A 12,504-nucleotide genomic window follows, 5' to 3' on the forward strand; every position below is an offset into this window, starting at 1 on the left:
AACATGACATGCGACCTTGAAAACTCTGATTCCCGCTTCGTTGCGGCTGCATTGGAAGGTTTCAGTCTCTTTCTCAGCCTCGGTCTGAGAAAGAGAGACGAATCAGTAGAAAGTTGAATTTTGAAATTGCTGAGTCTGACACTTTAAGTCTGAAACTTGATGTGTCAGGCAGGCTCATACGAAATAGAGAGAGCGATGAACACCCTGAATTCGCTGAGCACTGCCGGACGGCAGTTGTTGTCACGCCGTGGTTTTTTAAGCCAGACGGGGACATCGCTGGGATCGATTGCGCTGGCGAGTTTGCTGCAACAGGATCGCTTGCTGGCAGGGCCTGCACCACGAATTGACCCAGCGAGACCACACGCACCGCGTCAGCCACATTTCGATGCGAAAGCCAAGAATGTTGTCGTCATTTTTTGTGCAGGAGGTTGCAGCCAACTCGAAACGTTCGACTACAAGCCTGAGTTGACCAAGCGAGACGGCACGCCACTCAAAGGGGGACCAGCTGTCACTTTTCAGGGGCCTGCAGGCAACCTGGCTCGTCCGCAGTACGATTTCAAACCATACGGTGAGACCGGGAAAATGGTCTCCGATATGGTTCCACACATGGGGGAGTTGGTCGACGATATTTCCTTCATTCATACACTGACCAGCAAATCAAATACACATGGTCCCGCTGAGAATTTTCTCTCGACGGGATTTGTCCTCGACGGATTTCCAAGCATCGGTGCCTGGGTGACCTACGGGCTCGGTTCGGAGAGTCAAGATTTGCCTGCGTTTGTTGCGATTCCTGATCCACGAGGAGTCCCGCAAGCAAGCGTCAACAACTGGGGGCCAGGGTTTCTACCTGCGGTCTTTCAGGGGACTCCATTTAGTGCTTCGAATCCAATTCAGAATTTGCAAGCCCCCAAATCATTTGCCGGAGCTAAAGATCTCGCTGCTCGTGATCTGTTGAAGTTCATCAATGAAGACCATCTTGAACGACACCCCGGCGATGGGAATCTCGCTGCCCGAATTGCTAGCTATGAACTGGCAGCCCGGATGCAATTGTCTGTCCCGAAGATCAGCGACCTCACTTCTGAAACGCCAGAAACTCTCAAAGCTTACGGGGCGGACTCGCCGAATGAAATCAAAGCGGGTTATGCGAAGAATTGCATTCTTGCGAGGCGCCTGCTTGAGAACGGCGTTCGTTTTGTTCAGCTCTTTAACGGTGCGTATGCGAGTGCCGGGCGATTGAATTGGGATGGCCATTCAAAGCTGAAAGAACAGTACGATGTTCATGGCGAGATTATGGACCAACCCTCAGCGGCGCTATTCAAAGATCTCAAACAACGTGGGTTGCTCGAGGAGACACTTGTTGTCTGGTGTACCGAATTTGGCAGAATGCCGATGTTCCAGAAGGGGGCCAAGGGGCGCGATCACAATCCGCTAGGATTCACAGCCTGGCTTGGCGGCGCGGGGATCAAACCGGGGGTCAGCTACGGAGAGACCGACGAACTCGGATTCAAAGCTGTCGAAAATGTTTCGTCCGTCCATGACTTGAATGCAACGATTCTACATCTTCTGGGGATGGATCATGAGCAACTGACGTTTCAACATAACGGATTGGACCGCCGGTTGACCGATGTTCATGGTCACGTCATTGACGAAATTCTCACCTGACGAAATTCTCATCTGATGCAAATCATTCGTCGTTTGCGGGATGCAGCACTTGCTCAGCGATGGACTGAACCTGTTGCATTGTCGTTCCTTCTCGCTGTTCACGAGACAGTGGGTGATCCGTCGGGGCAAGGACGATGAGCGGTTTCAGACCGACAGAGCGAGAATGAATGAAGGCTTTGAGGTTCTGAGTTTCGGGATAGGTCGGTAGCGTGTTGGCAAGTGCTCCGGCTAAGGGTGGTTCGTTTTGTCGATTTTCATCTTCCCATGAGTCGAGAATGTGCGCGAAGTCTTGCCTAGGTAAGGAAACCCAAAGGTCCCAGGAGAAGACTTTGTCGGAACCTTGAATTGGAACCTCCAAATTGCCGCAAACAAAAAACTTCTCCTGATCGATCACGCAAAGATCCGGGGAGAGGGCAACCCGCTCCTCGATCTCTTCTGACGGAATTTGAAAGTATTCAGCGGGTGCTTGTGGCCCCATGGCAAGTGGAAGCTCAGGGTGAAATTCGTTGCACACATTGCATTGGAAGCCTTGCGAGTCTGACAATCGTCCTCTCCTGTTGAGTCGATGTTGTTGGTGGTCAAGTCGCCGCTGCGAACAGTGGTGTTCGATGTTTGTCGTCCCTGTGAAGATCATTTTCATGACTTCATCGACTGATCGCTACGAGGCGGAACGTAAAGACCAAGGTTCGATTTCCCTTAGGCTTCGCGGACGTATTCCTGAAATCGCTTACGAAGTTTCTTCGTGATTTCGCCAGGTGTGCCAGTTCCAATTTTTCTTCCATCGAGATCGACAACCGGGATGACCTCAGCTGCAGATCCTGTCAGAAAGCACTCGTCCGCAGTGTAGATGTCATGACGAACCATCGCTTCTTCGCGGACATCAATACCCGCCTCAGTGGCGAGTTCGATGACAACTTTGCGAGTGATTCCTTCGAGAATTCCAGCGTCTCGTGGGGGAGTCTTCAGCACTCCATTTTTCACAATGAAGATGTTGTCTCCCGTACACTCAGCGACTTCGCCTTTGTGGTTCATCATCAGAGCTTCAAGCGTCCCGGCGTCGGTTCCCTCGATTTTTGCGAGGATGTTGTTGAGATAGTTCAACGATTTTACACGCGGGCTGAGCGCACTTGGATGATTGCGAATGGTACTCGCGGTGATGATTTTCATGCCTGTTTCGTACAGCTCTTCGGGGTACAAGCTGATCGTATCGGCAATGATAATCACTTGAGGGTTGCTGGTGCGACGAATATCAAGGCCCAGCGATCCAGCACCTCGAGTCACGATGAGGCGGACATATCCATCGACAATGTTGTTGGCAGCCACAGTTTTTTCAACGGCGGCTGTCATTTCCTCGGGAGAGAGTGGAATCTCTAACCGGATTGCGAGAGCTCCTTCGTAGAGTCGGTCGATATGGTCCTGGTTTCGAAAAACTCTGGATGAATAGATGCGAATTCCTTCGAAAATTCCGTCTCCGTAAAGCAATCCATGATCGTAAACGCTTACGACTGCCTGGTCTTTGTCCACCAGTCGATCATTCAGGAAAATTTTCTGTGAAGTCTTCTCAGACATGTGTCGTCTCAATTTGGGATTCGATCCGCGAACAAAATTGTCACGGTCGAGATTCGAGGCTGGCAGTTCAAAATACGCGTATGTTTCTCGATAAGTCAGGCTTTGGAAAGCTGAACTTGTCTTTCAAGTTTCAATCCTCCGAGCTTTTGACTCTCAATCCGTCGCCCCTGAACCGGGTGGGGGGAATGGTTAACTTCTGTTTTCGAAGTGGTTTTACTCGCCGAGTTCCATAAAAGATAGCAAAAACTGCCAAGACAGAAAGAGAGCAGAGATCCAGACACTTCGGCAGGGGGCCGAGTTCGGACACGATTTGTCGTGCATTTTGTCGTGCGAGGTGTGCGGGAGCAACACAATTGCTGCGGGTGATGTGGACCAACGCGGGGAGGACTTCATCTTACCCGAAACGGCTTTCGCGAACTTGGGGGGGCATTCAATCCCATGTAAACCGCTTCTTGATAGAAACGGTTTGAGGGAAATGTGATGTCGACTTGGCTTCAGTTTGTCTGAAGTCTTCTGAGATCACCAGCTGTATTCTGTATTGGTTGCGTTCGCCCCTTGCTCTCTTGCCTGAGCCAAGCAACAATTCTGTCACCGCATGGAACTCCTCTTGTTGTGACTTTTAAAAAACAGTCCGGAAACCTCTGAAATAGCTGCTTATCTCAACGTTTGAGAGTGCAAGTTCAGGTTTCAGGATCAGTTCTAATAAGAGACCTTGCGAGTGGGACTCGATAATACGGAATTTTACTGAATCTCGGTTGGATAAAAGATGAGTGATCATTTCGAAAAAGTGGGACTGGTTTCCGAAATCCCGGATGTGGGGCGACTTTCGGTCATCTTGGGAGATGAAGTTTCTGCCCTCGTTTTGCGGGCAGGGGATGATTTCTACTGTGTGGAAGATATTTGTACTCATGACGGTCAGCCGATGACTGATGGGGATTTCGATGGTTGTGAGCTAACGTGCCCACGTCACGGCGCGAAATTTAATGTCAAAACTGGCGCAGCGACGCAAATGCCGGCAACGGAACCTGTCAGAACCTTCCCTGTTGAGATTCGCAATGGGGAGATTTACGTCGAATATGACGATTAACAAGTTGTCGACCAATTTGATTGATGGATGTGTCTCATTGAATGCATTGAAATTCACAAGAATTGAGTGACTCAGGCAGGAATTGGTCGCTATGATTCATATGGAAGAGTTTGCTTATTCATCACAGATCTCGGGCCAGGTCAATTCTGTTTCCAACGAGATGGTGAGATTCGAATTCGATGTGACAGACGCTCATACGTTGTTGAGGTGAAGCCGTGCCAATGATTCTTGTATCGCTGGATGATGGGGCACCAATCATCATCAACAAAGCTGTGGTGTTTTTTGGTCGCAGCCACGAGTGCGACATCGTTTTGGCTCAGAGCCGAAAAGTCTCTCGAAAGCACTGCTGTCTGGCTCAAATCAACGAGAGTTACCTCGTGAGAGATCTGGGGAGCATGAACGGTGTGCGGGTCAACGAACAAAAAGCGGACCCGGAACTCCCTCTGGAAGTTGGGGATGAGCTATGGGTTGGCGATGTCGGCTTTCGATTTCAGCCACATAGCTCTGATCAGGGAGTGCCAGTTCAGCGCCCCGAAAATACCATCTCGGAAACGTCAGAGAAGATGGCACCGAAGAAGGATGCACCAAACAAGTTCCTGAATGTCGCTCCACCCAGTCTGGAGCATCCTGTGGCGATTCCTGAGGAAAGCAAAGAATTCATTATCGAAGAGTCGATTCAGCAGCAGATTATCGATTCAGATGAAGAATGACCGGTTGGTCGTTGAGCAGAGTTCTTTTAAGCGGAGATCCAATTCTGGATTTCACCTTCTGCCTCATGGCGAGCAGCCTCTGAGGTCTTGGAAGCTATTTTTATGGCCCGGTGAGTATTGAGTAATCAAGCATTGAATACGCTCTACTCAATAAACCCAACTTCTTCAAGTTTATTTGTAGTGTTGCCCCACATTCCCGATTGGCTGTTTCCAAGCGCGCGAACGGAGACGATACAAATTCCGATGATCAATGCCAGCATCACGGCATATTCAACAGATGTTGGGCCACTTTCATCCTTCAAAAAGGACTTTAGCTTAGCCAGGGTTTGAGTATTCACGGAATGAGTCCAAGTTGATGTTTAAAGTCGTATCATGTTCTTGCTTTTAACGCCAGCAGCAGATTGACGCAGAATTCAGAAACATTATTGGGTTCGGCTATGGAAAAAATGTCACTCGAAATCGGCTCAATCGCACACCAACGAGAGTGCCAAATTCCTGAAAGTGTATGACGCATTCAACTCGATGGGAGTTTCGGATCAGTTTCTCTCTGCTAGCCTGCGGGGGAGTCTTTACGCAATTCCAACGAGTCGACTTCGCAGTTCTCAATGTAAAACACAAAGCTCAGCAGAGCCTAATTGAAGGTAAGTCCAGAAATTTGAGAGTCAAATCGAATCCTTTGGATTTGACGAAAATTCATGCCCAAACTGAAAAAACGAGAACGCAACTCTGCCAGAAAGACAGGATTTTGAAGATTGCAGGCTTCTCCTTGCAATCGCCGGCAAGTGTACTATCTTCTTATAAGGGAATAGTTTACGTTCGTTCGATGCGCTTCCGTTTTTTTGCTGGCGCAGCATTTGCAATTCCTGAAACACGACACGCTGTTCGATATTTCCCCCCGACAACCACTCACACCGTTGGAACCAGTACAATGCCTATATTCAGATGGGGAAGTGCTCTGGAAGCATTCCGCGATCTTGAACGTGAAGTGGATCGCTGGGTAAGGGGAATTGATATTGTCTTCGAGAACCCACGGTTCGGTCGACCATTTCCCTCGGTCAATCTTTATGAGATTGGTGACGAATACCTCATCACAGCTGAACTTCCCGGAACAGAGGCCAAAGACCTGGATTTGAGTGTTGCCAACGGATTGGTCACGATGAAGGGAACCCGGGATACCCTGGGTGAAATCTCAGAAGATCGGTTCCGTCGTAGCGAGCGTCTCTCTGGAACATGGGAGCGAACCATCACCGTTCCCGAACGAATCGATGATGACAATATTCGAGCCGAACTGACTGACGGACTTCTCAAGCTTTATCTTCCGAAAGCACCCTCGGTCGAGAGAAAACAGATTCATGTTATTGGGGGCAAGTCGGAAGACGAACAGTCTACCGAGTCTCGGTCCATGGAAGTACAGAGTGAGAAGGAGGGAACGAACGATGAATGAACTCCCTACTCCTGAAGATCAGCAAGAAATCGCTGACTCTTTACAGAAACGATGGGTCCGGACACCTCCGATCGACATCTTCGAAACGGAAGATGGCCTGGTACTTCGCGCAGACTTGCCGGGTGTCTCATCAGAAAATCTGGAGCTGCAGGTTCAAGACAATCGGTTAACCCTGTTTGGACGTGTGATCGAGGAACTTCCCGAGAATGCCGTCCTGATGCACCAGGAATACAATCATGGTGATTTTCTTCGCTCGTTCATTTTGAGCGATGATGTCGACCATGATCGCATTTCCGCCAAGCTGACGAATGGTGTCCTCGAAGTGACGTTACCAAAAGTTCCGCGTGCTGAGCCGAGGAAAATTTCAATTCAAACGGACTGATTCCGTCACTTCGACGATGGCATCGACGGCAATGTCACACAGTCTTTCTACTAACTCTCGTGGCATCGCCGGGGCGGGCATCAGCACGACAACATCTCCGAGCGGACGAAGGATCGCGCCGCGTTTTCGGGCAGCTAAAGTCACCAGGTGACCGGTCCTTTGTGTCGTGGGGTACGCTTCGACAGGATCGCGACGGGCGACCAGTTCAATCCCGACCATGATTCCTTTTTGTCGAACCTCTCCGACATTCGGATGGTCCGCCAGAGGCTTCAGCTTTTCTGCCATGATCGCCGCATTCTGCTGAGTCTTCTCAAGGATCGAGTTCTGTTCGAACAACTCAATGGAAGCGAGCGCGGCTGCACAACCGAGTGGATTGCCTGTGAATGTGTGACCGTGGAAGAATGTTTTTCCGGCTGCCGGTTCAGCCAGAAACGCCTCGAAAATTTCGTCGCTCGCCAATGTTGCAGCAACCGGAAGATAGCCACCGGTGAGGCCTTTGGCGACACACATCAGGTCCGGTTGGACCTCTTCTTGTTCGCACGCAAACAGAGTCCCTGTTCGGCCGAATCCAACAGCAACCTCGTCAGCAATGAGCGGGATTCCATGACGGGAAGTGAGTTCGCGGAGGTGCTTTAGATAACCCTGAGGGTGAACAAGGATACCGGCAGCACCTTGGACGAGAGGTTCAACAATAAAAGCAGCAAGTTGATCTCCATGTTCCGTGATGATGCGTTCAGCTTCGTCGAAGCAGTGTTGGATTGAGTCCGCGGCTGAGGTTCCATCTGGACGATGCAACACCGCTGGTGACGGGACTGTGACTGTTTCGAACAGCAGCTTTCCGTAGATGGAATGGAACAGTTCCATGCTGCCGACACTGACCGAGCCGATGGTGTCTCCGTGGTACGCCCCTCGCACGGTCCCAAACAAGCGCCGATCTTCCGGTCCCGATTTCTTCTGTTGATGGTACTGATACGCAATCTTCAGCGCTGCTTCGACTGCAGTGGCTCCGCTGTCGGTGTAAAAAACTTTGGTGAGATTCTCAGGTGTCAGCTCAACGAGTTTCTTCGCCAGTTCAATGCTGGGTGTGGACGAGAGCCCCAGCAGAGTTGAGTGACCGATCTTTCCGAGTTGCTCCTTGATGGCAGCATCAATTTCGGGGACTTGATGACCGTGAACATTGCACCAGAGCGAAGAGATCCCATCAAGGTATTCGGTTCCGTTGACGTCGAAGAGCGAAAAGCCTTCTCCTCGTTCAATGATCGGAGCATCTTCTTCACGGTAAGCTTGCATCGGCGTAAAGGGATGCCAGACGTGGTCGTTGTCCCATTGTCGGAGTTGTTCCGGAGTTGTTGGTGTCGTCATTATCTGTTCGATTTCTATATTTCGTACGTTTCCGCCGGACATTTCAAGGCGTGACCGACTCAAACCGGGTTCCCTGAGGCGGGAAATTGTTGGTTGAGCATGCTGTGATTGTGGGCGAAGCAGTCCTGATGAGTCCTTTCATTCGAGAGAAGAAAGGCATTGTTCATGAGCTATTTACTGCAGTCGCACGTTTCCCGCACAAAGTAGTCAACATCGCCAGTTCTCACAATCAACATCAACCGGGCTGTAACCGGGCTGTAACCGAGTCGCAATCGAGTCGCAGCCGAGTCGGTGGGGCGTAACAACGTGTTGAGGCGATGGCTGGTGTCGACTTCTCGCGACATCTCTCAAGCATTAAGATTGATAGTTTTGCCAACAATGTTTTTCTTTTGATGGTTATGACAATCTCTGTTGAGTCTGGTTCGCGCTTACAGGTTCGCTGGCAGGCGATGATTTCTCACAAGTCGGCGGTCTATGGATTCGTTTTCGGCCTGTTGTTTTCGAGTGGTTGCACAAGGTCGAATCCTTCGGTTTCTTTGATCCTTCCGCAGAAGGTTCGGGCACAGACTCTATTACTCAGCGAGATTCAGGCTGCCGAGAAGATGGCGGACGTTATCAAGTGTCCGATTGTCGTTGAGAACTCGACTGGAAAGGTTCAGACGCTGAAATTAGTGGGGACGGGTTGCTCTTGTTATGGAGTCACTTTTGAGGGACGCAAATTGCCCAAGGGGGAGCCTCTGGAGATTGGAGTGAACGAGACCGTTTTGCTGAATGTTGATGCAGGACCTCCGTTGACGGAATCACTTCAGGACTATCAGGCCCGGTTTGAGTTTCAATCGGCAGCTGACGGGAGGATCGAGCAAAACGTACTGTGTGAGTTGCAGGTTTATCGAGATTTGAAAGTCTTCCCGCTGGTCCTCGTTTGCGAGACCGATCTCGGAGTGACACAGGGTTTGACAAGGGAACTGACTATCGAGCGGATCTATCGCAGCGAAGATGGTGTCACTGCCGAGCCGACGATCAAGCATCTTCCCGAAGGAGTTTCTGTAGTGAAAACGGTTCGGTCAGTCGGCCCGATTGAACTTGAGACGGGGATCTGGAAAACCGTTTGGACTTCATTGCTTTCTGTCCAAGTGGCGGGAGATCTCTCGGCAACCGGGAAAAGGGAAACGTATGAGGTCGAATTTATGAATCATGAAGACGGCACAATTATTGACTCTGCTCAAATGCAACTCGTTCGCCGAGCACGTGCTCCGATTCTGTTTCCAAAACAGATTCAGTTTGGTCGGATTCCGCTGGGAGAAAAACGAAGACGAACAATCTTCCTGACTCACTCGGAAGAAGCAGAGTTTCAGCTAAGCCTCGAAGAGTCTCAGTTGCCTGAGAATGTCTCGGTGATGATTCCAGAGGAGACAGCGTCTCGCTTTCGTGTCGAGGTCGAGATCGAAGGTCTGGAACTGGGGGATTGGACTGAAACTCTTCAGCTTTCCACCAATTTGAGAAAGCAGCCGACAGTCGAGGTTGAATTGAAAGCGATCTTCAAAAAGCCTGATGACGATTGATCTTGCCTCATTTTTCAGTCTTATCCTACTATCCAGACAGTCTGTCAGGCCGTTTCCAGGAAAAGGAAATTTGGGAATGCCAGATTGTACTCGGAAGATGTGCTCAACAGGGTACTCAGCTGAGTAGCGTACCGATCAACAATGTGGGACACTGAAGTGGAATGCTGCTTCACACAATTTTACCTCATCCGATTTACCTCATCCGAAAAGTCGAGTGTTCAGAGAAAAGCAACGCTCTTGTCCTCTCTAATAAAACCTGAGCAAGTGGTCTGCAATCGAGTGTATTGCTCTGATTTCAGGAGTCTTGTCAGGGCTTCTTAGAATGGCAAATTGGTCAACACCGGGATATGGATCCCCCTCCTTATAGTGAAAGTGAAAAGGTCCTGAAATGAATTCAGGTGATCAAGACTGGGCTGGTCTTCCAACAACGGATCGACTCGAACGGCTGTTTGAGTCAGAGACTCACGACTTACCAGCTGGCTTGCAAAGTGCCATTAATGCGTCTCGCGATTGGCTTCTTGAGCATCAGTCTTCCGATGGATACTGGTTGGGAGAACTGGAAGGGGACACGATTCTCGAATCAGAGTATGTCCTGCTGCTGGTTTGGCTGGGACGAGCGAATTCTCCGATTGTCGAAAAGTGTGCCCGTTACATCTTTCAGCAACAACTCTCTACAGGAGGCTGGGCGTTATATCCCGGCGGGCCTTTAGAAATCAGTAGTTCCGTCAAGGCGTATTGGGTCCTGAAGATTGCCGGATACGACCCCGAATCAGAACCGATGCAACGTGCGAAGCTCGCCATTCTGGCTGCTGGTGGAGCTGAACGAGTCAACAGCTTCACTCGTTATTACATGGCTTTGCTGGGGATCATCACTTATCGGCAATGTCCGGCTGTCCCGCCAGAGTTGACACTCCTGCCGAACTGGAGTCCCATCAATCTTTACGAGATGTCTTCCTGGTCCCGAACGATTGTCGTTCCGCTCAGCTTGTTATGGGCCTTTCAACCAAAGACTCAACTCTCAGTCGAACACCGCATCGATGAAATTTTCTGTCAGACTCCAGAAAAGATGCCAGTGTCGATGCCCCCTTCTGATCAACTTGATGATCTGAAATCAAAAACCTGGATTCCCTGGGCAGCTGTCTTTCGGGGAATTGATCGAGTCTGGAAAACAGTCGAGCGTTTCCATCTCAATCCGTTCCGCAAACGTGCGGTTCAAACGGCTCATCATTGGATTCTGGAACGATTTGAGAAGAGCGATGGACTCGGCGCAATTTTTCCTCCGATTATCTGGAGCATCATTGGGCTGCGATGTTTAGGGTATGAAGAAGATTCGAAAGAGATCCAGACAGCTCTGAACGAACTGGAGAAGTTGACGATCGAAGAAAATGGCACGATCCGACTGGAACCGTGTCGGTCTCCGGTGTGGGACACTTCCATCGCAGTGAACGCATTGCGTGAAGCAGAAGTCCCTGCGGATCATCCGAAGATTCAAAAAGCGGTTGACTGGTTACTTTCCAAGGAAGTCCGTGACCCGGGTGATTGGTCGATAGCTCATCCTGATGTTGAGCCTGCTGGCTGGTATTTTGAATTCAATAATGAATTCTATCCAGATATCGACGATACTATCATGGTGACGATGGCGCTCGCTCGTTGCCTTCCTGGGCAAGGTAACGAGCTCGACAAAAGCTGGTCGTCAAAGATGATCAAGTCGCAACCAGGAGAAGATTTTTCATCGACTGAACTACAAATGATGGTCACCGGGAAAGGTGAATCCGTACAACAGTTCCTCTCGAAGATGGATCGGGCCGAACCGATGCTGGCTGCAATTCGGCGTGCGGTGAAATGGGTGGCTGCCATGCAGTGCCGCAATGGCGGTTGGGCAGCCTTTGATGCCGACAATGACCGGGAAGTTTTAACTCGGGTTCCATTCGCAGATCATAACGCAATGATCGATCCACCCACTGCCGACATCACTGCTCGTACGCTGGAGATGTATGCACGTCTGGGGCTGAACACTTCTGAAGAAATGTTCATGAAAGCGGTCGACTTTATTTGGGATGAACAGGAGTCGGACCACTCTTGGTACGGTCGTTGGGGTGTCAATTATTTATATGGAACCTGGCAGGTCCTGGTCGGCCTGACTGAGTTTGGAATTCCGACGAGCGATCATCGTATTCAGGGAGGCGTGGAGTGGCTCAAACGTTTCCAGCAAGCAGATGGAGGCTGGGGCGAAACGGCAAGAACTTATGACGAACCGAACTTGCGCGGGACCGGCCCGACAACGCCGTCTCAAACGGCTTGGGCTTTGATGGGGCTCATGGCAGGCGGGGAAACGAAGTCCGCTGAAGTTTACAACGGCATTCAATATTTGTTGCAAACACAGACCTCTGACGGAACTTGGCAGGAAGAGTGGTACACCGGGACCGGGTTCCCACGAGTCTTCTACTTACGTTATCATCTTTATCGACACTATTTCCCCTTGATGGCCCTGGCGAGGTATTCCCACCTGATGACATCGGAATCGGGAGAGAAGAAATAGCTCGGAGAACAATGTCGTCTTCATCCTCACGAGAGCTAGAGCAAATTCACGATTGGTCTGCAGTCATATCGCTGCATCTTGGGTAGTCGTTTACCTCCGGTGAGTCACCGGGGGGAAGTCGACACTGAATATCAGTTCGAAAGATGCTCGAGCTGCGGGTGGAAGTTGACAATTTCAGGACGAACTC

The 12,504-nt window shown here is 50.3% G+C and carries 12 protein-coding genes; 7 read left to right on the forward strand and 5 right to left on the reverse strand.

Annotation, left to right across the window (positions count from 1 at the left end; translation table 11 throughout):
• Window positions 1-195: 195 nt before the first annotated feature.
• Window positions 196-1,662: a DUF1501 domain-containing protein gene (locus Mal48_RS22975; RefSeq protein ID WP_145205533.1), complete on the forward strand. Its 1,467-nt coding sequence runs from the start codon at window positions 196-198 to the stop codon at window positions 1,660-1,662.
• 22 nt (window positions 1,663-1,684) lie between these two features.
• Here the strand turns inward: Mal48_RS22975 and Mal48_RS22980 are convergent, their stop codons facing one another.
• Together Mal48_RS22980 and ilvE are read right to left on the reverse strand one after the other, a co-directional pair.
• Window positions 1,685-2,206 carry a DUF2199 domain-containing protein gene (locus Mal48_RS22980; RefSeq protein ID WP_197441927.1) on the reverse strand — a complete coding sequence of 174 codons (522 nt, stop codon included), beginning with the start codon at window positions 2,204-2,206 and terminating at the stop codon, window positions 1,685-1,687.
• Window positions 2,207-2,358: 152 nt separating this feature from the next.
• On the reverse strand, window positions 2,359-3,231 hold the full coding sequence (gene ilvE / locus Mal48_RS22985) for a branched-chain-amino-acid transaminase (protein ID WP_145205539.1): 873 nt from the start codon (window positions 3,229-3,231) through the stop codon (window positions 2,359-2,361).
• Window positions 3,232-3,997: 766 nt separating this feature from the next.
• Here ilvE and Mal48_RS22990 point away from each other — a divergent pair.
• Window positions 3,998-4,318: a non-heme iron oxygenase ferredoxin subunit gene (locus tag Mal48_RS22990; protein WP_145205542.1), complete on the forward strand. Its 321-nt coding sequence runs from the start codon at window positions 3,998-4,000 to the stop codon at window positions 4,316-4,318.
• Between the two features lie 221 nt (window positions 4,319-4,539).
• On the forward strand, window positions 4,540-5,028 hold the full coding sequence (locus tag Mal48_RS22995; RefSeq protein WP_231740036.1) for an FHA domain-containing protein: 489 nt from the start codon (window positions 4,540-4,542) through the stop codon (window positions 5,026-5,028).
• 143 nt (window positions 5,029-5,171) lie between these two features.
• Here Mal48_RS22995 and Mal48_RS23000 read toward each other — a convergent pair whose 3' ends face one another.
• Window positions 5,172-5,366, reverse strand: a complete 195-nt coding sequence (locus Mal48_RS23000) for a Flp family type IVb pilin (RefSeq protein ID WP_231739804.1) — start codon at window positions 5,364-5,366, stop codon at window positions 5,172-5,174.
• 590 nt (window positions 5,367-5,956) lie between these two features.
• On the opposite strand from Mal48_RS23000, the gene Mal48_RS23005 reads away from it, so the two are divergent.
• Together Mal48_RS23005 and Mal48_RS23010 are read left to right on the forward strand one after the other, a co-directional pair.
• Window positions 5,957-6,472, forward strand: a complete 516-nt coding sequence (locus Mal48_RS23005) for an Hsp20/alpha crystallin family protein (protein ID WP_145205548.1) — start codon at window positions 5,957-5,959, stop codon at window positions 6,470-6,472.
• A complete protein-coding gene (locus Mal48_RS23010) occupies window positions 6,465-6,854 on the forward strand; it encodes an Hsp20/alpha crystallin family protein (RefSeq protein ID WP_145205551.1) in 390 nt (129 codons plus the stop codon). Before Mal48_RS23005 ends, Mal48_RS23010 begins: the two co-directional genes overlap by 8 nt.
• Here the strand turns inward: Mal48_RS23010 and bioA are convergent.
• A complete protein-coding gene (bioA, locus tag Mal48_RS23015) occupies window positions 6,837-8,216 on the reverse strand; it encodes an adenosylmethionine--8-amino-7-oxononanoate transaminase (RefSeq protein WP_145205554.1) in 1,380 nt (459 codons plus the stop codon). The two genes, Mal48_RS23010 and bioA, sit on opposite strands and share 18 nt — an antisense overlap.
• 170 nt (window positions 8,217-8,386) lie before the next feature.
• Window positions 8,387-8,560, reverse strand: a complete 174-nt coding sequence (locus Mal48_RS23450) for a hypothetical protein (RefSeq protein ID WP_197441928.1) — start codon at window positions 8,558-8,560, stop codon at window positions 8,387-8,389.
• Window positions 8,561-8,608: 48 nt separating this feature from the next.
• On the opposite strand from Mal48_RS23450, the gene Mal48_RS23020 reads away from it, so the two are divergent.
• Both Mal48_RS23020 and Mal48_RS23025 read left to right on the forward strand, forming a co-directional pair.
• Entirely contained in the window at window positions 8,609-9,778 is a 1,170-nt protein-coding gene (locus Mal48_RS23020; protein ID WP_145205557.1) for a hypothetical protein, read from the forward strand.
• A gap of 388 nt (window positions 9,779-10,166) precedes the next feature.
• Window positions 10,167-12,317 (forward strand): terpene cyclase/mutase family protein, encoded by a 2,151-nt coding sequence (locus Mal48_RS23025; RefSeq protein WP_145205560.1) that lies wholly within the window; start codon window positions 10,167-10,169, stop codon window positions 12,315-12,317.
• Window positions 12,318-12,504 lie beyond the last annotated feature (187 nt).

This window comes from Thalassoglobus polymorphus (genome assembly GCF_007744255.1).
In the GTDB taxonomy this organism is placed as follows: Bacteria; Planctomycetota; Planctomycetia; order Planctomycetales; family Planctomycetaceae; genus Thalassoglobus; species Thalassoglobus polymorphus.